This is a genomic window from Streptomyces tendae, from assembly GCF_014650435.1.
GTDB lineage: Bacteria > Actinomycetota > Actinomycetes > Streptomycetales > Streptomycetaceae > Streptomyces > Streptomyces tendae.
In genome coordinates, this window is sequence record NZ_BMUY01000002.1 from 490,082 (window position 1) to 513,598 (window position 23,517).

The following is a 23,517-nucleotide window of genomic DNA, read 5'->3' on the forward strand; positions in this document are numbered from 1 at the left end:
GCGGCCTCATGGGGTGGCTCTCCGAGTACTGAGCCGCTGACCTGTCCGGGTGCCGCGGGGCCGCCTCGCCACTGCGACGCGATCCTGCCACCCGCGGTCGCCGCAGAGGAGGTTCCGGTTTCATACGACCCCGGTAGCCGCAGGTCAGCCGTATAGAGTGAGTTTTCCGGTCCGGACGTCCAGGTGCGGGGGAAGTAAGGAGTGGAGACCTTGAGTTTCGACTCAGGGGCACGCACGGCCTTCGCAGAACGCCTCGCACTGCTGTACAGGGAGGCCGGCAACCCTCCCCTCAAACGTGTGTCCGAGGCCGTCGTCCGGCTCCAGCGGGTCGACGAACGAGGGCGGCCCGTACAGGTCTCCGCCCAGCGGATCAGCGACTGGCGGCGGGCCAAGAACGTGCCCGCCCAGTTTCCCGCCCTCGCGGCCGTCCTGCACGTCCTCATACCCCAGGCGCGGCGCGCACGGCCCGTACCGGTCTCCGCCGGCCTGTACGACCTGGTCCAGTGGCAGCGCCTGTGGGAGCGGGCGGTGGCCGACCCGACCGGTGAACGCCCCGCGCCGCCCGCGGCCGCGGAACAGCCCCCCGCCGAGGCTCCGGCGGCCCCCGGCGGGGTCTGTCCCTACCGGGGACTGGCCGCCTACCGCCGGCAGGACGCCGACTGGTTCTTCGGACGGGACCGGAGCACCCGGGCACTGGTCGCCCAGCTCCACGCGACGCGCGAGAGCGGCGGCCTGGTCATGCTCGTGGGCGCCTCCGGGGCCGGGAAGTCCTCCCTGCTGAACGCCGGCCTGGTGCCCGCCCTGCGCACCGGTACGCCGGACGCCTGGGACGGTCCGTCCGGACGAGTGCTCCAGTTCGTGCCGGGGGCCGACCCGCTCGGCGAGCTGACCCGCCTGGTACCGCGGCTCGCGCCCGTCGTCGGCGCCATAAGAGAGGCGGCGGCCCGGGAGACGTCGTCCCCGGAGCCGGACTCCCCCGGAGCCCGCCCGACGGGTGACCCACAGGCGGAGGGCACCACCAGGGACGCCTGCGCGGCGCGGGCGGCATGGGCGGCATGGGCGGCGGCATCCACGGAGGGCCCGCAGGGCCCGGGCGCCCCTCCGGTCGTCATCGTGGACCAGTTCGAGGAGCTCTTCACCCTCTGCGCCGACGAGGCGGACCGGCGCGTGTTCATCCGGCTGCTCCAGGCCGCCTGCACACCCGGCGCCGACGGGAACCCGCCGCCCGTGCTGGTGACCCTGGGCGTACGCGCCGACTTCTACGACCGGTGCCTGCGGTATCCCGAGCTGGCCGACGCGCTGCAGCACCGGCACATGGTGCTCGGGCCGCTGACCACCGCGGAACTGCGCGAGGCCGTGACCGCTCCCGCCAGGGCCGTCGGCATGGAACTCGAACCGGGACTCGCCGAGCTGATCATCCGCGAGGTGAGCACCGACGGCCCGCAGGGCGCACACGACGCGGGCGTGCTGCCGCTCCTCTCCCACGCCCTGCTCGCGACCTGGCAGCGGCGCAAGGCGGGCCGGCTGACCCTGGCCGGGTACCGCGCGGCCGGCGGCATCCAGGGTGCGGTGGCCGCGACCGCCGAGCGGGCCTGGTCCGGTCTCGACCCGGCGGCCCGCACGGCCGCGCGGCTGCTGCTGCTCAGGCTGGTCCGGCTGAGCGAGGACACCCAGGCCACCCGCAGGCGCAGCACCCGGCGCCGACTGGCCGAGGAGTCGGGGGACCCGGACAAGACCGAGGAGTCCCTCGAAGCCCTGGTGCGGGCCCGGCTGGTGACGCTCGACGCGGACACGGTGGAGATCACCCACGAGGCGCTGCTGCACGCCTGGCCCCGGCTGCGCGACTGGATCGACGACGACCGCGCCGGAAACCTGCTGCGCCAGCGGCTGGAGGAGGACGGCCTGGCCTGGGAGGAGTCGGACCGCGACCCCGCTCTCCTCTACCGGGGCTCCCGGCTGGCGCAGGCGGGCGGCTGGGCGAAGTCGGCCGACGACGCCCTGCTGACCCGCAGCGCGGTGGAGTTCCTGGCCGCCGCCGTCCGGCTGCGCCGGCGCACCGTCATGATCAGCCGTGCCGCGGTGTCGGCGCTGGTCGTCCTGGCCCTGCTGGCCGTCGGTTCGGCGGTGCTCGCCTGGCAGCAGCGCAACGACGCCGTGTTCGAGCAGGTGGTCGCCGAGGCGGACCGGGTCGAGGACACGGACCCTTCCCTGTCGGCCCAGCTCGACCTGGCCGCACACCGTCTGCGCCCGGACGACGAGGACGTCAGGAACCGGCTGATCTCGATCGTGAACGCACCTCTGGCCACCCCGCTCCTCGGGCACACGGGCGCCGTCTACCTCACCTCGTTCAGCCCCGACGGACGGACCCTGGCGACGGCCAGCTACGACCGGACCGTCCGCCTCTGGGACGTCACCGACCCCGCCCGGCCGAAGCAGCTGGGAAAGCCGCTCACCGGACACACGAGCTGGGTGAGCACCGCGGTGTTCAGCCCGGACGGCCGCACCCTGGCCAGCGCATCGGACGACGGCACGATCCGGCTCTGGGACGTGCGGGACCCGCGCCGTCCGCGCCCGCTCGGCGCTCCCCTGACCGGCCGCGGCGGCACCGTCTACCTGCTCGCCTTCAGCCCCGACGGCCGCACCCTGGCCTCCGCCCACGACGACCACGCCGTCCGCCTGTGGAACGTGGCCGACCCGCGCGCCCCCGAGGCGCTCGACACCCTGACCGGGTCCACCGCGGCGGTGCGCTCGGTGGCCTTCAGCCCCGACGGCCACACGCTCGCGGCCGGCGGCGACGACGACGAGGTGCGGCTCTGGGACGTCGCGGACCCGCGCCGCCCCGAGCCGGTCGGCGCACCGCTCGTCGGCCACAGCGCTCTGGTGCACTCCGTGGCGTTCAGCCCCGACGGCCGCACCCTCGCCAGCGGCAGCGCGGACGACACCGTACGGCTCTGGGACGTCACCGACCCCGCCGGGGCGAAGCCCGTCGGCGCACCGCTCACCGGTCACAGCGGACCCGTCTGGGCGGTGGCGTTCAGCCCCGACGGCGACATGCTCGCCGCCAGCAGCGCGGACAGCACGGCGAGCCTGTGGAACATCAGCGACCCGGCCTACCCCTCGCAGATCGGCGTGCCCCTGGCCGGAGGCAGCGGCGAGATGTACGCCCTCGGCTTCAGCCCCGACGGCCACACCCTCGCCACCGGCAGCGGCGACAGCAAGGTCCGCCTGTGGTCGCTGCCGACGTCGGACATGATCGGCCGTATCGGAGCCTTCCGCCCGGACGGGCGGGTACTGGCCACGGCGGCCCGCGACGGCCGGGTCCGGCTGTGGAACGTGGCGGACCCCGCCCGGCCCGTGTCGCTGAGCGCCCCCTTCACACCGGGGGAGGGAGACATACGGTCCCTGGTGTTCTCCCCGGACGGCGAGACACTCGCGGTGCTCGTGGGGGGCCGCGCGCTGCAGCTGTGGGACGTCACGGACCCGGCCCGGCCCCGGGCACACGGACCGCCCGTGGCCCTGCGCACCCGGTACGCCGGCCCCGACACGCTGGCGTTCAGCCCCGACGGCCGCACCCTGGCCACGGCCCACGACGACCGCACCATCCAGCTGTGGAACGCCGAGGACCGCGCCCACCCCCGCCGTCTGGGCGACCCGCTCACCGGCCACACGGGCTACGTGAACACGCTCGCGTTCAGCCCGGACGGCCGCACCCTGGCCAGCGGCGGCGCCGACGACGCCGTACGCCTCTGGGACGTCACCGATCCCGCGCACGCCACCCGCCTCGGCGTACCCCGTACCGGGCACCTGGGGCCCGTCAACGTCCTCGCCTACAGCCCCGACGGCCGCACCCTGGCCAGCGGCAGCGACGACGGCACGGTCCGGCTCTGGGACGTCACCGCCCCCGCCGAGGCGTCCGGGGGCGAGGACGGAGGCGGGACCACGCTCGCCGGACACACCGACTCGGTGGTCTCGCTGACGTTCAGCCGGGACGGCGCCACCCTGGCCAGCGGCGCCAACGACAACACGGTCCGGCTCTGGAACGTCACCGACCCCGCCGAGGCCGCCCCCATCGGCCAGGCGATGAGCCCCAACGCCAAGACGGGCACCTTCCTGTCCTTCAGCCCCGTGCACCACATGCTCGGGGTCTCCAGCGGCACGGACACCGTCCGGCTGTGGAGCCTGGGCGTGGACGACGCCATCGACCGGATCTGCTCGGCCACCCGGGGTGTGCTGACCGAGGAGAAGTGGCACGAGTACCTGCCGCGCCTGGACTACGAGCCGCCGTGCGACCGGTGAAACCCCCACCGGCTACGTGATCCCTGTCACATCATCGACACCCGACCGACCAGTCGGCACCCACCGGCCACCCGGCCTTGTTAGCCTTGGCCACAGCCCGACCGCTGGCGCATCCCCCGTCGCCAGCGGTCGGGTCTTTTCCTGCCCACCGCAAGGCCCCGCGGACGCAACGAACCCCACCGACACAGCGGACGACCCGAACGCCAAAGACCCCCAACCGCTACCGGTTGGGGGTCTTCGTGCTGGTGGGGCTAACAGGATTTGAACCTGTGGCCTCATCCTTATCAGGTCGATCACTTACCACAGTGAGGTCGCAAAAGCCCGTAGCTGGACGGTGGCCGACGGTTGCCGAGGATCGCTACCGTCCGAGCCAGTTCGCTGTTGTTGGTGTCAGACGTTGATGTCAGGCAGGCGCCGGAGCTTGACAGAAGCAACCCTCACATCCTCCGCTGCATGGGTTGGTCGACCCGACGAGATGGGGCGCTCTCTTCTTCCGAAGTGATCAGCTTAAGTGCTGGTCGCACAGGCAGAGAGCGAAGTCCTTCGCCTCCTTGAGCAGTCAACGTCAGACCGAACACCAGTTTACTTAGTTCTTCAGAACGCACACATAGCTCATCAGCAATATCAGCTGGACTCACTCCACGTGACCTTAGGGACTTGAAAACCTTCTCGAATACTTGCGATGTTTCACGGCGAATTCCGCCGGGTTCACCGCTTCGATAACCGCGCTTACTGAGTTCAACAACGAGACTGCGATATTGCCAATCAGATAGCATTTCCAGATCGTGAAGCCTATATGTGAGCGCTAGGGCCGCCACCTTCCAAATCTTCCGCCCCTTGAGCACTTGATCTAGGAAGGCACCCTTGGGCATGTGCGCAACTACACTCCGGCGAGGCATGAGAAAGGAACTCGCGAACGCGTTTGCTTCCTGTTCAGCCTCGGCTCCCGCTAGGCTGCGAACTGGGCCATGCATGACAAGGTGCCCCAGTTCATGGGCGGCATCGAACCGACTTCGCTCGGCCGACTTGAGCGTATTAAGGAATACAAACGGGGATCCGTCGTGCCAGAATGAGAAGGCATCAATCTCTGCATATTCAGGCGCGAGACTAAATACCCTCACACCCTTGGACTCAAGCAAATGAACCATATTGGAAATGGGGGCCTGCCCCAGCCCCCATCGAGAGCGCACCATCTCTGCAGCACTCTCGGGGTCAGGCTTGTCAAGGGATGGCAGATCAGCAACTGGCAACCTGAAGCGTGCGGAGATTATTCCTTGAAGTTCGACTGCCAGTCGACCGACCGATAGGGCAACGTCGCGGCGCCCGGCGGTAAGTTTACTGCGGGCGCGAAATGCGACGGCCTCGGATGGAATTTCTTCGACCTCGACACCCGTGAAGAACCCAGAGGGGAAGCCTAGGGCATCTGAGATCTTGTTGAGAGTGTCACTCGACGGGCGCTGCCTGCCGTGCTCGTAGTTGGAGAGACTTTGGGCGCTTACGCCCACCCTGCGCGCAAGCTCCACGATGGTCATGCCGCGTCGCTTTCGCGCTAGTGTCAGCCGCGATGGTGTAACCATGCGATCTTCTCTCCACCCAGTTGCGGGAGCTGCCAATCTGGCTAGATCTCCTCCACAGGAACATCGATGCTGCCGTCGTCGTCACGGCCATCGTCCTCGATGACCGCCTCGAACGTCAGTCGGGGCAAGATCACTCGATCAAGCCAGTCGACAATGTACCCCGAGCTGCTGACAGCCTCGGGGCGGGACAACTCGCTGAAGATGGTCACGGTGTCGTTCTGCCGCACTCGATTGGTCAGCAGCAACCAGAGGTCCAGCGCCTCGATCCGCTCGGGCTCCAGGATCTCGGGGTGCCCAAAATCAGCGTTGCTGAACAGCGTCAGGTCTTCGCCAGCTACCGCATTCGCGAACGCCTGCCCCTTTGGGTACCGGCTCTTCGGCTTGTGCGGAGCAGGCCATCCAGTGCCCGCGTCCCCCGCCAGCACGCCAACGGCGATGGCCTGGGAGGGGTCGACCACGAGTGCCATGTTCTTGTGGTTGAGGGGGGTCCACCCCTCTTCGATGATCATGGTGTGGCGGAGCATGCCAACGCGGGCGATCCAGTCGCGCAAGCCCGGTGCCGTGGGCGGCTCGGTCGGCGTGGACTCTCGCCGAGCTGCCTCGCCGGCCCGGATGGCCCGCTCGCAGTACTCCCACTTGATCCCGAGAGTCGCGAGACGATCGACGTCATCCGCAGGAACCTCTACCAAGGCCACTCTCCCTCCCTTAGGGATTTACTCCCTCATCTGAGGCAGCAAAACAATAAGCCGGAGTCTACACCGCCCCACTGACACAGCGTCTGTTCCCTGTTTTCGCACGGAGTTGGAGCAGAGCACCGAGTCCTTCACCACCCACCTCCCGGCTCCCATCCCGTCCGCCGTCGACCCACACACCGTGGAGCGGGCGTGGTTCAGGGGCGTCAAGGTGGAGCGCGCCACTGTACGAACGACCTTGACGCCCCTGGGCCGCGTCTGCTCGGCTCTGCCTGGGTCGGCGGTGGACGGGATGGGAGCACCCCACGCACGCCCCTACGGACCCGCAGTCGGCGACGGCGCCCCCTCCATCCCGGTGCCGGCCGATCCCCCGCCGGAGGCATCGACTTTGACCGCGCCCGTTCTATGCGGTGATCGACTCATGGCTTCCGGCCCTATCCACATGTGGGCGCGCGTCGGCGCAGCGCGGGCGGAGCGGGCCGAAGGCAGGAGCGGCGCCCGGAGCGGAGCCGGGAAGCGCGCCCGGCGGAGCGGAGCGCAGCCGGGGCTTGATGAGGTAGAGAAACCTGTAACAGCCCACGCTGTTGCCTGGTCAGGACGAGGGTGCGTCGGCGGTCAGGAGTCGGCTCGTGAATCCGGCTTGGCACAGGCGCTCGTACGCCTCGATCACGTCGGCCGGTACGGGCTGGCTGATCAGGTAGCCCTGTTCCGGGTAGACCAGCAGACGCTGTAGTGCGCCGACAAGCATGTCGATCACCATGCGGGCATCGCCGATGGAGTCGACGTACTCGTTCAGCGTCATCGGGCTGGATGCGCTGATGATCTCGACTTCGGGCCACAGCTTGCGCGCCGTGGCGTATGCCCGACGCTCCTCGTACGGCTTGCTGATCAGCAAGACCGAGGACACATCAACGTCGGCCTCCTTCAACAGCTCCCGCGAGAAGCGGATGTTGTCCCCCGTGTTCCGTGCCCGCGGCTCCACCAAAACGGCTGAGCTGGGGACGCCAAGCTCAAGAGCCCGCTCCCGGTAGTGGACCGCCTCGCCCCGCGGCATGCGCTCTCGCGTCGTGGGGCTGGTGGCGCCCGTGAATACGATCAGCGGAGCCATGCCACGTTCGTACAGCTCGGCCGCCGTGTCGGCGACGCCCAGGTCGTGACTGCCGAGTCCGATCGCGACAGAACAAGGCCGGGGCGTATGGCCCATCTGGTGGTAGTCCCACAGACGTCGTGTGTCGGCCCAGTTCTGCGTCGAGATCACGGCTGGTCTTCCCTCTCCTTCGCTGAGTCTGGCACCTTGAAGTCGTACTCCCACGCGAAGCGTGACGCAGCATGCACACCGATGGCGAACTCCACCACGGTGCCGTCCGCCGTGTAGGTGGTGCGATGCAGCTCGACGACCGGTTCCCCAGGCGGCAGCTGCAGAAGGCTCACTTCGTCGGCCTTCGGGGCGCGGGCGAAGATCCTCTCCTGCATGTGATCGATCTCGTAGCCCGCGTCGTACAGCACACGGAAGCCACCACCCCGACCGGCGGGTCCCGGTGTCGGGTCAACGATGCGCGTGCCCTCGACGTGCTCGGGCCGGTAGTAGCTGGTCAGAGTGTGCGTCGGCTGGTCGCCTTCCTTTACAAGCCGTGCGCGGGCGTAGACCGGGGCGCCCACCGGCAGGCTGTGTGCGGCTGCCACCTCCGCCGGCGCTTCGACGAGGCTGACCGTCTGGGTCTGTTCATTGCGGCGGTACGGCCGCCCCGAAGCCACACGGTCCGCGATGAACGCCACCTCGTCGCCGTCCCGCCACTTCGCCTTGTCGTACCTGGCGATACCGAGTCGCTTGAGCGGGACTTGTTGCCGGACAACCGTGCCGTGACCTCGTGACGAGGTGACCAGGCCCTCGGCTTCCAGCGCCTTGTAGGCGGCGTGAACGGTCGCCTTGGAGCCTTCGCCTGCCTCGACCAGTTCCCTGATGTGCGGCAACTGCTGGCCCGGGGCGTACTCGCCCCCCTTGATCTGCTCAGCCAGCTTGTCCGCCAGCTCCCGCCACTTCGGCGCCATCACGACCCCTCTCTACGAGGTCCAGTGAAACATAGTCCTAGGACTGTTGACAGTCCTAGGACTGCGGGGCACTATCTCTCTTGTCGCTCGCAGTCCTAGGACAGCGGGGATGTGCAGCTCTCTATTGGGCTGCTCTGTCGTCGAACAAGGAGTTCTCATGCCGTCCTTCAAGATCGACCTCTCCACCGCCGTGGTGTTCGTCGCGACCGCGCCGGAACCGAAGATGGCCAACAAGAAGACCGGAGAGCGGGCCGTCGACCGGGACACCGGTGCGGGACTGTCCACCGTGGGCCTGCTGGTCTCGGACGAGGGGGAGGGCAACCTCTACCAGGTAACTATCCCGGAGACGGGCTACCCCGAGGGTCTGGCCCCGGGCATGCCGGTCCGGGTGGTCGGCCTCAAGGCCCGTGACTGGGAGAACGAGTTCAACGGCCAGAAGCGGCACGGGATCTCGTTCCGCGCGGTCGCGATCACCTCGGCGGCCTGACCATGGCTGACCTGACGCTGTTGATCGAGGCTACGGGGGCCCTGGCGGGTGCCGGTGGTGTCAGCTACGCGAAGCACCGGGCGCCGCGCCTGTACTGGTCGACGGTGGGTCTGCCGCTGACGTGGGGCCGGTTCACCTGGTCCTACCGGTCCACGATGGACGTGTGCGGGCTGACCGTGCAACCGTCCGGGCTGCGGGCCTTCATGACGCGCAACCTGTCCCGCCGTGAGGTGCGGCCGGTGCCGCCGAAGGTCCGTCGGGTCCGGCCCACCTCGACCGGGCTGCGCATCACGCTGCGCCTCCCGGCCGGCCTGGAGCCCGCCGACGTGGCCACCTCCTCGGAACGGCTGCGCCACGCCTTCGGCGTCCAGTCGGTCACCGTCGCGGAGACCAAGCCCGGCTTCGTAGAGCTGCGGATGACGGGCTACGACGTGCTGCGCCGGGTCCGTCTTCCGCGCTCCGCACAGCCCCGCGGGCTGCGGGTTCCGGTGGCGTTGCGGGAGGACGGCACGGTCTTCGAGCGGGACTACCGCGCGGTTCCGATGGCGCTGACCCTCGGGGCCACGCTGTCCGGGAAGTCCGTCTACCAGCGCAATCTGGTCAAGGGCCTGGCACAGCTCCCGGTCGGGTTGATCGGCATCGACTGCAAGCGCGGCGTCGAGCACAGCCGGTACGCGCCCCGCCTGTCGGCTCTGGCCACCGACCCGGACATGGCGGGACGGCTGATAGACGCGCTGGTCCTGGAGATGGGCGAGCGTTTCGATCTCCTCGCCCTGCACGGGGTCTCGGACGTGTGGGACCTGCCCGCGAAGCTGCGGCCGGTGCCGCTGGTCGTCCTGATCGATGAGGTGGCAGAGCTGTTCTTCGTCACCTCGAAGAAAGATGAGGCAGCGCGGGACCGGACGGTCATGCAACTGGTGCGGCTGGGTCAGATGGCCCGTGCGGTCGGCATCTACCTGGAGGTCTGCGGGCAGCGCTTCGGCTCCGACCTCGGCAAGGGTGCCACCGCGCTGCGTGCCCAGCTCACCGGGCGTGTGGTCCACCGGGTCAACGACAAGCAGACCGCTGAAATGGGCTTGGGTGACATCGCTCCGGATGCGGTGATGGCGGCGACCTCGATCCGGGCCGATCGTCCCGGTGTCGCGGTGGCCGGTGACACCTCCGGTGGCTGGTCCCGCATCCGCACCCCGGAGACTTCGCCGGCCGATGCGGCGGCCGTGTGCCGGGAGTTCGCGCATCTCACTCCGGAGCTGCCGTTCCTGGCCCCGTTCCGGCCCCCGGCCCGGCAGATGCCGCCGATGCCCACCGTTCCGCCGCTGGTGTCCCCGCAGCCCTGACCGGAGGGAGGTGAAGAGCCGTGATCCGCTCGATCCGCATCGACGCCGTACTCATCCAGGCCGTAATTGCCGGGGCTCTGTCCTTCGCCCACCTGCACGACCTCGCCGAAGCGGCTGGCCAGACCGGGTGGAAGGCATGGGCCTATCCCGTCTCCGTCGACCTGCTCTTGGTCGCCGTGTGGCGTCGGCTGCGCACTGAGCGCTCGAAGCTGGCTTGGTTCTGGTTCCTGGTTGCCCTGGTCGCCTCTCTCGGCGCGAACATCGCGACCGCCGGGCTCCTCGACCTGGACCATGTTCCGGCCTGGCTGCGCATCCTCGTGGCCGGTTGGCCCGCGCTGGCGTTCCTCGGCGGCACCCTGCTGGCCCACACCCCGACCGACCATGCACCGGCCCCGGCGCCCGAGCCTCGGCCCGTACCGGTCGTCGACCGACCCGCGGCTCCCGAACCGACCCAGACGGCTGCTCCGGTCCCGGAGATCCCGACACCGGAGCCTGCCCCGGCCCTGCCGCAGGCCCCGGCCTCGACTCCCGCGGTCCCGCCTGCGCTGGTCGACCACGCCCGAAAGGTCGCCACCGAACACCGCACCCGCACCGGAGCCGACATCGACACGGCCGCATTGCGCGATCGCCTCGGCATCCCGGAAGACCTCGCCGGCGCCATCGTTGCCCAACTCGCCTGAAGGGAATGACCTGCGTGCGCCCGAACCGCTTCTACGACGTCATCCGCGTTGGCCCGGTCCGAGTGGCCTCGTTCAACAACGGCCGGGGCCAGACCCGGCACACTGCCGCCTGCACCGCCCCGAAGTGCGGCTTCTCCAACGAATACGGCGACCGCTCGGCCGCAGAACTCGCAGCCCGCACTCACCGCTGCGCCTGAAAGGAGGACTGAGCCATGCAGCTGCCCGAAGACCAGATCCGCGCCGGCCACATCCCCGCCGACCTCTACCGGCAGATCCCGCCCGGCACCGACATGCGACGCGTCGTGATCGTCCAAGAGGCCCCGCGTTCGTACAAAGGCCCGATCGTCCTCACGCTGGTCGTCCTCACGGGATCGGTCGCGGTGCTGCTGGTCATCGCTTTCGTCGTTCAGATCGTCGCAGGCGCCGCCGTAGCGGTCCTGTCGGCCACCGGCGGACTCAGCTACACGATCAACCGCACGTCCAAGCGCAAGACCCTCCGCAGCAAGTAGCGCCCTCCGGGGCGGCCTCTCTCGCCAAAGATCCGCCGCCCCGGACGGCCACCACTTCCAGGCCCCAATGGACCCGAAAGGGAAGCCTCATCATGCCCCAGCCCGCCCGGAACACGCGCGTCTGCCGCGACTGCGACGGCTTCGCCATGGTCGCCATCACCACCGGCACCCGCCACGCCGACGGCTCCCGCGCCACCCTCCGGATCACCTGCCCGGCCTGCAAGGGCGCCGGACGCACCATCCCCGCCGCCCTGCACCGCATCGGGCGGTGACCACGTGACCGACACCGCCACCATGGCGGGCCTGGACCCGGCCACCCTCGCCGACGTGCTGAGGTTGGCCGGGTCCACCGGCTTCGACCGCATCCAGGACCAGATCCGCCGCACCGGCGGCTGCTCCGACCCCATCCACCTGACCGGCTCGACCGTCACCCGCGACGCCACCACCGGCAAGGTGTTGCACTCCTACTCGACCGACACCGAACCCGGCGGACGGCTCCGCCTCGCCTGCGGCAACCGGCGGGCCTCCCGCTGCCCGGCCTGCGCCTGGACCTACGCCGGCGACACCTACCACCTCATTCGCGCGGGCCTCGTCGGCGACCCCGCCAAGGGCACCCCCGAAACGATCCGGGACCACCCGCGGGTGTTCGCCACCCTGACTGCCCCGTCGTTCGGCCCGGTCCACAATCGCCCCGGAAACCGGCCCTGCCGCTGCGGTGTCCGCCACGCAGAGGACGCCCCGGAACTGGGCACCCCGCTCGACCCCGAGACGTACGACTACGCCGGGGCTGTGCTCTGGAACAACCACGCCTCCGAGCTGTGGCGCTACTTCACGATCTACCTTCGCCGCGAGATCGCCAAGCGCGCCGGGCTCACTCAGAAGGCGGCGAAGGAGCAGTCGCGAGTGTCCTTCGGCAAGGTGGCCGAGTACCAGAGGCGCGGCGCCGTGCACTTCCACGCTGTGATCCGCTTCGACGGACCCGACGGCCCGGATGACGCCCCGCCCGCGTGGGCGACCATCGACCTTCTCACCGACGCGATCCACGGCGCCGCCGCCCGCGTGGAAGTCGACGTAGAACCCGCCGGAGACCAGCCCGCCCGGACGCTGCGGTGGGGCACGCAGCTCGACGTACGCCCCATCCGGGCCTTCGGTGACGGCGAGGACATCACCGAACAGGCGGTCGCCTCCTACGTCGCCAAATACGCCACCAAAGCCGCCGAGACGACCGGCACCGTAGACCGCCGCATCGGCAGTAAAGACGCCCTCGTCCTGCTCGGCGTGCCCGACCACCCCGCCCGGCTCATCGCCGCATGCCTCGACCTCCACGCGCTCTACCCCGACCGCAAGCTGCGCGACTGGGCCCACATGCTCGGCTTCCGCGGCCACTTCTCCACCAAGTCCCGGCGCTACTCCACCACCCTCGGCGAGCTGCGCCAGGCCCGCGCCGACTACCGCGCCGCCCAGCAACGCGCCGCCCTCGGCCTGCCCGACCCAGACGACGAGGAAGCCACCACGCTCACCCTCGCCCACTGGACCTACGCCGGCCACGGCCATACCCCCGGCGAATCCTGGCTCGCCGCCAATATCCGCCGCGACATCCAGCACAACCGCGAAACCGCCCGCGAGGAACTACCCGCCCTGCTCGACCTGGAAGGAGCCGCTACATGACCACCGCTGCCCCGGAGCTGCTGACCGTGCCCGAGGTCATGGCGCGGCTGAAGGTGGGCCGTACCAAGGTCTACGACCTGATCCGCACCCATCGCCTCGTGTCCATCAAGGTCGACGGGTGCCGGCGCATCCCCGACCACGCGGTCCGCGACTTCATCGTCGGCCAGATCGGGGAGGCTGCCTGATGGCGAAGCGTCGGCCCAACGGCGGTGGCACGATCACCAAGCGGTCCGACGGCCGGTATCAGGGCGCCGCGTACGTGACCGACACGGATGGCAACCGGGTGCGGAAGTACGTGTACGGCCGGACGTGGGACGAAGCGAACGAGAAGCTGGGCAAGCTCCAGGACCAGGAGCGCAACGGCATCCCCGTTCCCTCGCGGTCCTGGACGCTCGGCGAGTGGCTGGGCTACTGGTTGGAGCACATCGTCGCTCCGGAGCGCGAGCACAACACGTACGTGAAGTACGAGTCCAAGGTGCGGCTCTACCTGCTGCCTCACCTCGGCAAGAAACCGCTGGTCAAGCTCACCCCGGCGCAGATCCGGGCGTTCATGGCCACGCTGACCCGGGAGAAGGTCGGCGCCTCGGCCCGCTTCGAGGTCCTGCGCGTCCTCCGCAACGCCCTCAACCGGGCCATGCGCGAGGAGCTGATCACGCGGAACGTCGCTCTCCTGGTCGACATGCCCAAGGTCAGCAAGGACAGGGGCGCGGCGTGGAACGCCCGCGAGGCGATCGCCTTCCTGCGCTCCGTGCGCGCCCACCGGCTCTACGCGGCCTGCGTCCTCGTCCTGGTCCTCGGGCTCCGCCGCAGCGAGGTGCTCGGTCTGCGCTGGCAGGACATCGACTTCGAGGCTGGCCGCTTCACCCCGGTCAAGCAGGTGCAGCGCGTCAAGGGCGCTGGCCTGGTTCTCAAGGACCTCAAAACAGAGTCCTCACAGGCCGTGCTCCCGCTCCCCGAGTTCTGCGCCCGGGTCCTGGATGAGCGCCGGGAGCTGCAAGCGCTGGAACAGAAGATCGCCGGTGAGCACTGGTCTCAGGAGCCGGACCATGACCTGATCTTCTCCTCCGAGCACGGCGGCATGATCGACCCGGTGGGCTTCTCCCGCACTTTCGATCGGCTCGTCAAGCGCGCCGGCGTCCGCCGGATCACGGTCCGCCTGGCTCGGCACACCTGCGGGACCCTGCTGGCCTTCCTGAAGGTGCATCCCAAGGTCGCACAGGCGATCCTCCGGCACAGCCAGATCAGCATGACCATGGACGTGTACACGCACGTGGTCGGCGACAGTGAGCGCGAAGCAGTGGGCATGCTCGCCGAGCTTCTGGAAGATCCACTCATCGGCTGATGTCAGCCGTGGATGTCAAAGACCCCCAGCCGTTGCCGACTGGGGGTCTTTTCGCTGGTGGGGCTAACAGGATTTGAACCTGTGGCCTCATCCTTATCAGGGATGCGCTCTAACCAACTGAGCTATAGCCCCGCCGCGCTCTGCGGTGTATGTCCCGCGCGCTGACTCCTGAAGATTAGCGCACGAGGCGGGCAGTCCCAAAATCGGTTGTCGCACCGCCGGAGAGCGGGGCCGGCCCCGCGGATCACTCGTCCTCGGCGAGCGTCAGCTCCACACCGCCCACGAAGCCGGCGGACAGGTTGTAGATGAACGCGCCGAGGGTCGCCAGGGCCGTCGCGAGGACCACGTCGATCACCGCGATGATCGTCGTGAACAGCAGCACGTTGGGCAGCGACAGGAAGGACTGCAGGTCGAAGCCGTTGGACTCGTTGGAGCCGGTGGCCTCGGCGATCGTGCCGCCGACCGTCGAGAAGACGCCCATGGCGTCCATGACCATCCACAGCACGGCGGACGCCACGATGGTGCAGATGCCGAGCGCGATGGAGAGCAGGAAGCTGACCTTCATCACCGACCACGGGTCGGCCTTCGAGACGCGCAGCCGCGCCTTGCGCACACGGGGCGTGGTGCGGGCGCCGGTGCGCGGGCGGCGCACGGCCGACGCGTTGCCGCCCTGCGTCTGGTAGGCCTGCGGCGGGTGGTACGGCCCGCCGGGCTGCTGGGGCTGCCGCTCTCCCGGCAGCGGCGAGGCCGCCTGCTGAGTCCGCTGGCCTCGGGTGTCCGTCACAGTTCCCCCCTGGGATCCATGCGTTGAGGACGAGCTCCCCGAGTGCGAGTCGGTCGCTCCGTCGTCGATCTTGCGCAGTTGAGTCGTGTGCGAATCCGTCGCACGCGCGGCTGAGCCACGGCCGCCGCCGCCCGTTTCCGTACCCGTCGGGGTACCGGCCGATCCGGCGCCCGTGGCTCCGCTCACGATGACTCTCTCCTCGTGCTACTCGGCCGAGGGCGCCTCGTCCTCGTCCGTGCCGGTGGTCGCGGCACCCTCGGCGGTCTCGTCGACGACCACATCGCCGTCGACCTCCTCCGCCTCGCGTCCCGCCTCGGCGTTGCGTGCGATGCCGACGACGGCATCGCGCTTGCCCAGATTGATCAGTTGAACGCCCATGGTGTCACGGCCGGTCTCCCTGACCCCGTTGACTCGCGTACGAATCACACCGCCCGAGAGTGTGATGGCGAGGATCTCGTCGTGCTCCTCGACCACCAGCGCGCCCACGAGCGACCCGCGGTCCTCGACGATCTTGGCGGCCTTGATGCCGAGGCCGCCGCGACCCTGGACGCGGTACTCGTCGACGGAGGTCCGCTTCGCGTAACCGCCGTCGGTGGCAGTGAACACGAACGTACCGGCTCGAACAACATTCATCGAGAGCAGCTCGTCCCCTTCGCGGAAACTCATGCCCTTGACGCCCGAGGTGGCACGCCCCATCGGACGCAGCGTGTCGTCCGACGCGGTGAACCTGATCGACTGCGCCTTCTTGCTGATCAGCAGCAGATCGTCCTCGGCCGAGACGAGTTCGGCGCCGATCAGTTCGTCGTCGCTTCCGTCCGCCTGCTCCCGCAGGTTGATGGCGATGACACCGCCCGAACGCGGCGAGTCGTAGTCCTTCAGCGGCGTCTTCTTCACCAGACCGGCCTTCGTGGCCAGGACCAGGTACGGAACCGCCTCGTAGTCGCGGATCGCGCGGATCTGAGCGATCGTCTCGTCCGGCTGGAAGGCCAGCAGGTTCGCCACGTGCTGGCCGCGCGCGTCCCGGCCGGCGTCCGGCAGCTCGTAGGCCTTGGCGCGGTAGACGCGGCCCTTGTTGGTGAAGAACAGCAGCCAGTGGTGCGTGGTGGACACGAAGAAGTGGTTGACGATGTCGTCTTCCTTGAGCTTCGTGCCGCGCACGCCCTTGCCGCCGCGCTTCTGCGCCCGGTAGTCGTCGGTCTTGGTGCGCTTGATGTAGCCGCCACGCGTGACCGTGACGACGATGTCCTCCTCGGCGATCAGGTCCTCGATGGACATGTCGCCCTCGTACGGGATCAGCTTGGTCTTGCGGTCGTCGCCGTACTTCTCGACGAGCGCGGTCAGCTCCTCGCTGACGATCCCGCGCTGGCGGACCGGCGAGGCGAGGATCTCGTTGTACTCGGTGATCTTCGCCTGCAGCTCGTCGTGCTCACGGACGATCTTCTGCCGCTCCAGGGCCGCCAGGCGGCGCAGCTGCATCTCCAGGATCGCGTTGGCCTGGATCTCGTCGATCTCCAGGAGGTCCATCAGGCCCCCACGCGCGATCTCGACGGTCTCACTGCGGCGGATCAGCGCGATGACCTCGTCGATGGCGTCCAGGGCCTTGAGCAGACCGCGCAGGATGTGTGCCCGCTCCTCCGCCTTGCGCAGCCTGAAGCGCGTACGGCGGACGATGACCTCGATCTGGTGGTTCACCCAGTGGCGGATGAACGCGTCCAGGGACAGGGTGCGCGGCACGCCGTCGACCAGGGCCAGCATGTTGGCGCCGAAGTTGGTCTGCAGGTCGGTGTGCTTGTACAGGTTGTTCAGGACGACCTTGGCGACCGCGTCCCGCTTGAGGACGATCACCAGGCGCTGGCCGGTGCGGGACGACGTCTCGTCGCGGACGTCGGCGATGCCGCCGATCTTGCCGTCCTTCACCAGGTCGGCGATCTTCTGCGCGAGGTTGTCCGGGTTGACCTGGTAGGGCAGCTCGGTGACCACCAGGCACTGGCGGTTCTGGATCTCCTCGACCTCGACGACCGCGCGCATGGTGATCGAGCCGCGGCCGGTGCGGTACGCCTCCTCGATGCCCTTGCGGCCCACGACCAGGGCGCCGGTGGGGAAGTCGGGGCCCTTGATGCGCTCGATGAGCGCGTCGAGCAGCTCCTCGTGCGATGCCTCGTAGTTCTCCAGGTACCACTGGGCGCCCGCCGCGACCTCGCGCAGGTTGTGCGGCGGGATGTTGGTCGCCATGCCGACCGCGATGCCCGCCGAGCCGTTGATCAGCAGGTTCGGGAAGCGGGCGGGCAGGACGGTCGGCTCCTGGGAGCGGCCGTCGTAGTTGTCCGTGAAGTCGACGGTCTCCTCGTCGATGTCGCGGACCATCTCCATCGACAGCGGCGCCATCTTGCACTCGGTGTAGCGCATGGCCGCCGCCGGGTCGTTGCCCGGCGAGCCGAAGTTGCCGTTGGAGTCGACGAGCGGCATCCGCATCGACCAGGGCTGGGCGAGGCGGACCAGCGCGTCGTAGATGGAGCTGTCGCCGTGCGGGTGGTAGTTGCCCATGACGTCGCCGACGACGCGGGCGCACTTGTAGAAGCCGCGCTCGGGGCGGTAGCCGCCGTCGTACATGGCGTACAGCACCCGGCGGTGCACGGGCTTGAGGCCGTCGCGGACGTCGGGCAGCGCACGCGAGACGATGACGGACATCGCGTAGTCGAGGTACGAGCGCTGCATCTCCGTCTCGAGCCCGACGGGCTCGACACGCATCGCCAGGGCGTCACCCTCGGGCGTGGTCACAGGAGTGTTCTCGTCGGTCATTGCTGGTGAAGGTCCTTCCTGGTGCGGTCAGCTGAGACCGACTCAGATGTCGAGGAAGCGGACGTCCTTGGCGTTGCGCTGGATGAACGCGCGCCGGGCCTCGACGTCCTCGCCCATCAGCACCGAGAACAGGTCGTCGGCCTGCGCGGCGTCGTCGAGCGTGACCTGGCCGAGCACCCGGTGCTCCTGGTCCATGGTCGTGATGCGCAGCTCCTCGGCGTTCATCTCGCCGAGGCCCTTGAAGCGCTGCACGGAGTCCTCGCGGATGCGCTTGCCCGCGTTGCGGCCCATCTCGATCAGCGCGTCGCGCTCGCGGTCGGAGTACGCGTACTCGAAGTCGTCCCGGCCCCACTTGATCTTGTACAGCGGCGGGCGGGACAGGTACACGTGCCCGGACTCGACCAGCGGCCGCATGAAGCGGAACAGGAAGGTCAGCAGCAGGGTGTTGATGTGCTGGCCGTCCACGTCGGCGTCCGCCATCAGAATGATCTTGTGATAGCGGAGCTTCTCGATGTCGAAGTCCTCGTGCACACCGGTGCCGAACGCGGAGATCATCGCCTGGATCTCCTGGTTCTGCAGGATCCGGTCGATGCGCGCCTTCTCGACGTTGAGGATCTTGCCGCGGATCGGGAGGATCGCCTGGTACTGCGGGTTCCGGCCGGACTTGGCCGAGCCGCCGGCGGAGTCGCCCTCGACGATGAAGATCTCGCACTTGGTCGGGTCGTTCGACTGGCAGTCGGACAGCTTGCCCGGCAGCGAGGCCGACTCCAGCAGGCCCTTGCGGCGCGTCAGGTCGCGGGCCTTGCGCGCCGCCACGCGCGCGTGGGCCGCCTGGATGCCCTTGCGGATGATGTCCGCGGCCTCGTTGGGGTTGCGGTCGAGCCAGTCCGTCAGGTGCTCGTAGACGACCTTCTGGACGAAGGTCTTCACCTCGGTGTTGCCCAGCTTCGTCTTGGTCTGGCCCTCGAACTGGGGCTCGCTCAGCTTCACCGAGATGATCGCCGTCAGACCCTCGCGGATGTCGTCACCCGTGAGGTTGTCGTCCTTCTCGCGCAGCAGCTTCTTGTCCCGCGCGTACTTGTTGATCAGCGAGGTGAGCGCCGCGCGGAAGCCCTCCTCGTGCGTACCGCCCTCGTGCGTGTGGATGATGTTGGCGAAGGAGTACACACCCTCCGTGTAGCCGCCGTTCCACTGCATCGCGACCTCGAGGGACAGGCTCTTGTCCTTGTCCTCGGCCTCCAGGTCGATCACGGTGGGGTGCACCAGCTCTCCCTTGCGGGAGTTGAGGTACGTCACGAAGTCGACGATGCCGCCCTCGTAGTGGTACGAGACGCTCTTGTCCTCGTGCTTCTCGTCCTCGCCCGCCTCGTCCGCACCGGCGGTGGCCTTCGCCGACTCGCGCTCGTCGGTGAGGTTGATCCTGAGGCCCTTGTTGAGGAAGGCCATCTCCTGGAAACGCCGGGAGAGCGTCTCGAAGGAGTAGTCCGTGGTCTCGAAGATGTCGCCGTCGGCCCAGAAGGTGACCGTCGTGCCGGTCTCCTCGGTGGCCTCGTGCCGGGCGAGCGACGCCGTGGGGACGCCCAGCTTGTACTCCTGCGTCCAGCGGTAGCCGTCGGTCTTGACCTCCACCGCGACCCTCGTGGAGAGGGCGTTGACGACGGAGACGCCCACGCCGTGCAGACCACCGGAGACCGCGTAGCCGCCGCCGCCGAACTTGCCGCCCGCGTGCAGCACGGTCAGCACGACCTCGACGGCGGGCTTGCCCTCGGAGGGGACGATGCCCACCGGGATGCCGCGTCCGTTGTCGACGACCCGGACGCCGCCGTCGGCGAGGATCGTCACGTCGATCGTGTCCGCGTGACCGGCGAGTGCCTCGTCGACGGAGTTGTCCACGACCTCCTGCACCAGGTGGTGCAGGCCCCGCTCACCGGTCGAACCGATGTACATACCGGGTCGCTTGCGGACCGCGTCCAGACCCTCGAGGACGGTGATGGCACTGGCGTCGTACGACGCGGAAGCATCGCCGTGCGGGGTGCTCACCGCGTCGTTCACGCCGGTGTCGGTGGACGGGTTGTTCTCGTTGGGGTTGCCGGAATCGGCCACGAAGCGCCCTTTCTGGCACAGCACGAGCCGGGCTCGTCGGCAGGTTGCCGGAGCGGCTGCGGCATGTTGCGTTGGTAAGCCTTGATCAGCGTTGCTCAGCTAGTCCCGGACGGTCCCCACGGTCGGGGCGGGATTCTCTCTCATTCTACCGGTACCACTGACACTGATGGGGGTTTGCCGGTACCTGAGTCCGCATGTGCCGCCCTGAACGAGGCTCGTCCGACTCCCGATATGCGGATGGGGGCCTCAAGAGGCTCACAACGGCACTCAGCGCTTCGAGGCGTCAACCCTTTGCTACTTGGGAGTCAGATCCCGCTCCGAAGCCCCGCGCAGGGGTACGACAGAGCACGCCCCGGCCGTTTCGTCCGGTCGGCGGCGCCGATTTTTGTGAGGTACATCACGCATGCCTGACGGGGTGCCAGGCCGCCCGCGCATCACCCGTAGGTGTCGCCCGGACCCTGGCTGCCGGGCGCCCGCAACGGCCCGTAGCGCCGGCCCGGACCAGCCGGACCACCGGGTCCCAGGACCTTGATCAGCCGCACCGACCCGTGCCCGAGGTCCTCGTTGAGACGGGCCACCAGCGTCGGCGCCAGCAGCCGCAGGTTCGTCGCCCACGCCGTCGAGTCGCAGCGCACCACCAGCACCCGCTCGTCCTCGTCGTAGCGCTCGGGCACACAGTGCTTCGCCACGTCCTCGCCGACGATCTGCGGCCAGCGGCCCATCACCCCGCCCACCGCCGCCGGTGTCTCCCAGCCGCGCTCGGTGATCAGCCGGTTGATCGCGGAACCCAGCGCCATGGGGTCACGGCCGTCGGCCCGCGCCCCGGAGCGCAGGCCCCCGCGCCGCGCCTGCTTCTTCTGCTGGGCCACGTCCCCACGCGCGCGTGCCGCCTCCCGCGCCGCCCTGAGCGCCACGCGCGCGAGGTCGACGCCGGAGGGCTCCCGGCCGCCTTTCCCCAGGGCTTTGGAGGCATTGGGGGCTTCGGGGGCTTTTCCGGGGTCGCCGGGACGCCTGGGGGCCGGCTCGTCGGCGCTCATACGCGCTCCACCGTCCCCTCCGCCACCGTGAACCGCGCTCCCGCCAGCACATGCGGCACGTCGTCGTCGACCGCGGCCGTCACCAGCACCTGCTCCCCGGGCGCCACCAGCTCGGCCAGCCGCTCCCGGCGCCGCGCGTCCAGCTCGGCGAAGACGTCGTCCAGCACCAGCACCGGCTCGTTGCCCTCGGCCCGCAACAGGTCGAACGAGGCCAGCCGCAGCGCCAGCGCGTACGACCACGACTCCCCGTGGGAGGCGTACCCCTTGGCGGGCAGGGAGCCCAGCTTGAGCAGCAGGTCGTCCCGGTGCGGACCGATCAGGGTGACGCCCCGCTCGATCTCCTGCTTGCGCGCCTCGGCGAGCGCCGCCATCAGCTGCTCGTACAGGTCCTCACGCGTGTGCGCCTCGCCGGGCGCCGACGGCTTGTACTCCAGGGCGAGGGGGCCGCCGCCCGGGGCCAGCTGCTCGTACGCCTTGTCGGCCAGCGGCTGCACGGCCGCGATCAGGTCCAGGCGCTGGGCGAGCAGTTCGGCGCCCGCGCGCGCGAGGTGCTGGTCCCAGACGTCGAGCGTGGACAGGTCCATCGTCCGCCCACCGTGCCGGCGGGCCAGCGCGGCCGACTTCAGCAGGGTGTTGCGCTGCTTGAGGACCCGGTCGTAGTCGGCGCGCACCCCGGCCATCCGCGGGGAGCGTGCGGTGATCAGCTCGTCCAGGAACCGGCGCCGCTCACCGGGGTCGCCCTTGACCAGGGCGAGGTCCTCCGGCGCGAACAGCACGGTGCGCACGATGCCCAGTACGTCACGCGGTCTGACCTGCGAGGACCTGTTGATGCGGGCGCGGTTGGCCTTGCCCGGGTTCAGCTCCAGCTCGATCAGCTGCTGCCGCTCGCCCTGCCGGACCTGGGCGCGGATCACGGCACGCTCGGCGCCCATGCGCACCAGCGGCGCGTCGGAGGAGACCCGGTGGCTGCCGAGGGTGGCGAGGTAGCCGACCGCCTCGACCAGGTTCGTCTTGCCCTGCCCGTTCGGGCCGACGAAGGCGGTGACGCCCGGGTCCAGGGGCACCTCGACCCGGGCGTACGAACGGAAGTCGGCCAGCGACAGATGCGTGACGTGCATGGTCGTTCGCCGACCTCCCCAACTGGTGGTGCCTACTTCTTCTCGACCGCGTGGCCGCCGAACTGGTTCCGCAGCGCGGCGATCATCTTCATCTGCGGCGAGTCGTCCTGCCGGGACGCGAACCGCGCGAAGAGGGAGGCCGTGATCGCGGGCAGCGGCACCGCGTTGTCGATCGCCGCCTCCACAGTCCAGCGTCCCTCACCGGAGTCCTGTGCATAACCCCGGAGCCCGTTCAGGTGCTCGTCGTCGTCGAGCGCGTTGACCGCCAGGTCGAGCAGCCAGGAACGGATCACCGTGCCCTCCTGCCAGGAACGGAAGACCTCGCGGACGTTCTCCACGGAGTCGACCTTCTCCAGCAGCTCCCAGCCCTCGGCGTAGGCCTGCATCATCGCGTACTCGATGCCGTTGTGAACCATCTTCGCGAAGTGGCCGGCGCCCACCTTGCCGGCGTGCACGGCACCGAAGTCGCCCTCCGGCTTGAGGGCGTCGAAGACCGGCTGCACCTTGGCGACGTTCTCCGCGTCGCCGCCGTACATCAGCGCGTAGCCGTTCTCCAGGCCCCACACGCCGCCGGAGACGCCGCAGTCGACGAAGCCTATGCCCTTGGCCGCCAGCTCCTCGGCGTGCTTCTCGTCGTCCGTCCAGCGGGAGTTGCCGCCGTCCACGACCACGTCGCCGGGCTCCAGCAGCTCGCCGAGCCGGTCGACGGTGGCCTGGGTGGCCTCGCCCGCCGGGACCATCACCCACACCACGCGCGGTGCGCTGAGCTTGCCCACAAGCTCTTCCAGGCTGTGGACGTCGGCGAGGTCCGGATTGCGGTCGTATCCGACGACGGTGTGGCCCGCGCGGCGGATCCGCTCGCGCATGTTGCCGCCCATCTTGCCGAGGCCGACGAGACCGAGCTCCATCAGTTGCGTTCCTTAGGTGTGCGAGGTGGCAAGGCGGCACCTCCGAACCCGCCGGATGCGTGCCGCGGCACTTTCGTACCCGCGTCGAGCCTAAACCCGCACGCCCGTGCACAGCTGTGGGCATACGCGCT

The 23,517-nt window shown here is 69.3% G+C and carries 20 protein-coding genes and 1 tRNA gene; 10 read left to right on the forward strand and 11 right to left on the reverse strand.

The window, feature by feature from the left end; genetic code table 11:
- The first annotated feature begins 201 nt into the window (after positions 1-201).
- Entirely contained in the window at positions 202-4,296 is a 4,095-nt protein-coding gene (locus IE258_RS07195; protein WP_189740386.1) for an NACHT and WD repeat domain-containing protein, read from the forward strand.
- A gap of 437 nt (positions 4,297-4,733) precedes the next feature.
- On the opposite strand, the gene IE258_RS07200 is transcribed toward IE258_RS07195, so the two are convergent.
- The 4 genes from IE258_RS07200 to IE258_RS07215 form a co-directional block, all read right to left on the reverse strand.
- On the reverse strand, positions 4,734-5,873 hold the full coding sequence (locus IE258_RS07200) for a helix-turn-helix domain-containing protein (RefSeq protein ID WP_189740389.1): 1,140 nt from the start codon (positions 5,871-5,873) through the stop codon (positions 4,734-4,736).
- Positions 5,874-5,914: 41 nt separating this feature from the next.
- On the reverse strand, positions 5,915-6,568 hold the full coding sequence (locus IE258_RS07205) for a hypothetical protein (RefSeq protein ID WP_189740392.1): 654 nt from the start codon (positions 6,566-6,568) through the stop codon (positions 5,915-5,917).
- A gap of 589 nt (positions 6,569-7,157) precedes the next feature.
- On the reverse strand, positions 7,158-7,823 hold the full coding sequence (locus IE258_RS07210) for a YdcF family protein (protein ID WP_189740395.1): 666 nt from the start codon (positions 7,821-7,823) through the stop codon (positions 7,158-7,160).
- A complete protein-coding gene (locus IE258_RS07215; protein WP_189741167.1) occupies positions 7,820-8,614 on the reverse strand; it encodes a GntR family transcriptional regulator in 795 nt (264 codons plus the stop codon). The genes IE258_RS07210 and IE258_RS07215 overlap by 4 nt, the downstream gene beginning before the upstream one ends.
- Before the next feature lie 157 nt (positions 8,615-8,771).
- Here IE258_RS07215 and IE258_RS07220 point away from each other — a divergent pair, with 157 nt between their 5' ends.
- From IE258_RS07220 to IE258_RS07260, 9 genes are all read left to right on the forward strand, one after another.
- The gene (locus tag IE258_RS07220; protein WP_052836754.1) at positions 8,772-9,101 is read left to right on the forward strand and encodes an SCO3933 family regulatory protein; all 330 of its coding nucleotides are present in this window, start codon (positions 8,772-8,774) and stop codon (positions 9,099-9,101) included.
- 2 nt (positions 9,102-9,103) lie between these two features.
- Positions 9,104-10,438, forward strand: coding sequence for an FtsK/SpoIIIE domain-containing protein (locus IE258_RS07225; protein ID WP_189740398.1), 1,335 nt, complete (start codon positions 9,104-9,106; stop codon positions 10,436-10,438).
- A 20-nt stretch (positions 10,439-10,458) separates the two neighbouring features.
- Positions 10,459-11,118: a DUF2637 domain-containing protein gene (locus tag IE258_RS07230; protein ID WP_189740401.1), complete on the forward strand. Its 660-nt coding sequence runs from the start codon at positions 10,459-10,461 to the stop codon at positions 11,116-11,118.
- Positions 11,119-11,132: 14 nt separating this feature from the next.
- Positions 11,133-11,315 (forward strand): mobile element transfer protein, encoded by a 183-nt coding sequence (locus IE258_RS07235; RefSeq protein WP_052836926.1) that lies wholly within the window; start codon positions 11,133-11,135, stop codon positions 11,313-11,315.
- A gap of 15 nt (positions 11,316-11,330) precedes the next feature.
- Positions 11,331-11,627, forward strand: a complete 297-nt coding sequence (locus IE258_RS07240) for a hypothetical protein (RefSeq protein ID WP_189740405.1) — start codon at positions 11,331-11,333, stop codon at positions 11,625-11,627.
- 92 nt (positions 11,628-11,719) lie between these two features.
- Positions 11,720-11,899, forward strand: coding sequence for a hypothetical protein (locus IE258_RS07245; protein ID WP_189740408.1), 180 nt, complete (start codon positions 11,720-11,722; stop codon positions 11,897-11,899).
- A gap of 4 nt (positions 11,900-11,903) precedes the next feature.
- On the forward strand, positions 11,904-13,295 hold the full coding sequence (repSA, locus tag IE258_RS07250) for a replication initiator protein RepSA (RefSeq protein ID WP_308434132.1): 1,392 nt from the start codon (positions 11,904-11,906) through the stop codon (positions 13,293-13,295).
- The gene (locus tag IE258_RS07255) at positions 13,292-13,480 is read left to right on the forward strand and encodes a helix-turn-helix domain-containing protein (protein ID WP_007453452.1); all 189 of its coding nucleotides are present in this window, start codon (positions 13,292-13,294) and stop codon (positions 13,478-13,480) included. The genes repSA and IE258_RS07255 overlap by 4 nt, the downstream gene beginning before the upstream one ends.
- Positions 13,480-14,637 carry a tyrosine-type recombinase/integrase gene (locus tag IE258_RS07260; RefSeq protein ID WP_189740411.1) on the forward strand — a complete coding sequence of 386 codons (1,158 nt, stop codon included), beginning with the start codon at positions 13,480-13,482 and terminating at the stop codon, positions 14,635-14,637. Before IE258_RS07255 ends, IE258_RS07260 begins: the two co-directional genes overlap by 1 nt.
- 55 nt (positions 14,638-14,692) lie before the next feature.
- Here IE258_RS07260 and IE258_RS07265 read toward each other — a convergent pair.
- From IE258_RS07265 to gnd, 7 genes are all read right to left on the reverse strand, one after another.
- Positions 14,693-14,769, reverse strand: a tRNA-Ile gene (locus IE258_RS07265).
- 112 nt (positions 14,770-14,881) lie between these two features.
- Positions 14,882-15,607 carry a DUF3566 domain-containing protein gene (locus tag IE258_RS07270; RefSeq protein ID WP_189740414.1) on the reverse strand — a complete coding sequence of 242 codons (726 nt, stop codon included), beginning with the start codon at positions 15,605-15,607 and terminating at the stop codon, positions 14,882-14,884.
- 18 nt (positions 15,608-15,625) lie between these two features.
- A complete protein-coding gene (gyrA, locus tag IE258_RS07275) occupies positions 15,626-18,220 on the reverse strand; it encodes a DNA gyrase subunit A (protein ID WP_189740417.1) in 2,595 nt (864 codons plus the stop codon).
- Between the two features lie 42 nt (positions 18,221-18,262).
- Positions 18,263-20,323: a DNA topoisomerase (ATP-hydrolyzing) subunit B gene (gyrB, locus tag IE258_RS07280; RefSeq protein ID WP_189740422.1), complete on the reverse strand. Its 2,061-nt coding sequence runs from the start codon at positions 20,321-20,323 to the stop codon at positions 18,263-18,265.
- A 434-nt stretch (positions 20,324-20,757) separates the two neighbouring features.
- Positions 20,758-21,360, reverse strand: coding sequence for a DciA family protein (locus IE258_RS07285; RefSeq protein WP_189740426.1), 603 nt, complete (start codon positions 21,358-21,360; stop codon positions 20,758-20,760).
- Positions 21,357-22,478: a DNA replication/repair protein RecF gene (recF, locus tag IE258_RS07290; protein ID WP_159324945.1), complete on the reverse strand. Its 1,122-nt coding sequence runs from the start codon at positions 22,476-22,478 to the stop codon at positions 21,357-21,359. The genes IE258_RS07285 and recF overlap by 4 nt, the downstream gene beginning before the upstream one ends.
- A 32-nt stretch (positions 22,479-22,510) precedes the next feature.
- A complete protein-coding gene (gene gnd, locus IE258_RS07295; RefSeq protein WP_159324944.1) occupies positions 22,511-23,386 on the reverse strand; it encodes a phosphogluconate dehydrogenase (NAD(+)-dependent, decarboxylating) in 876 nt (291 codons plus the stop codon).
- Positions 23,387-23,517 lie beyond the last annotated feature (131 nt).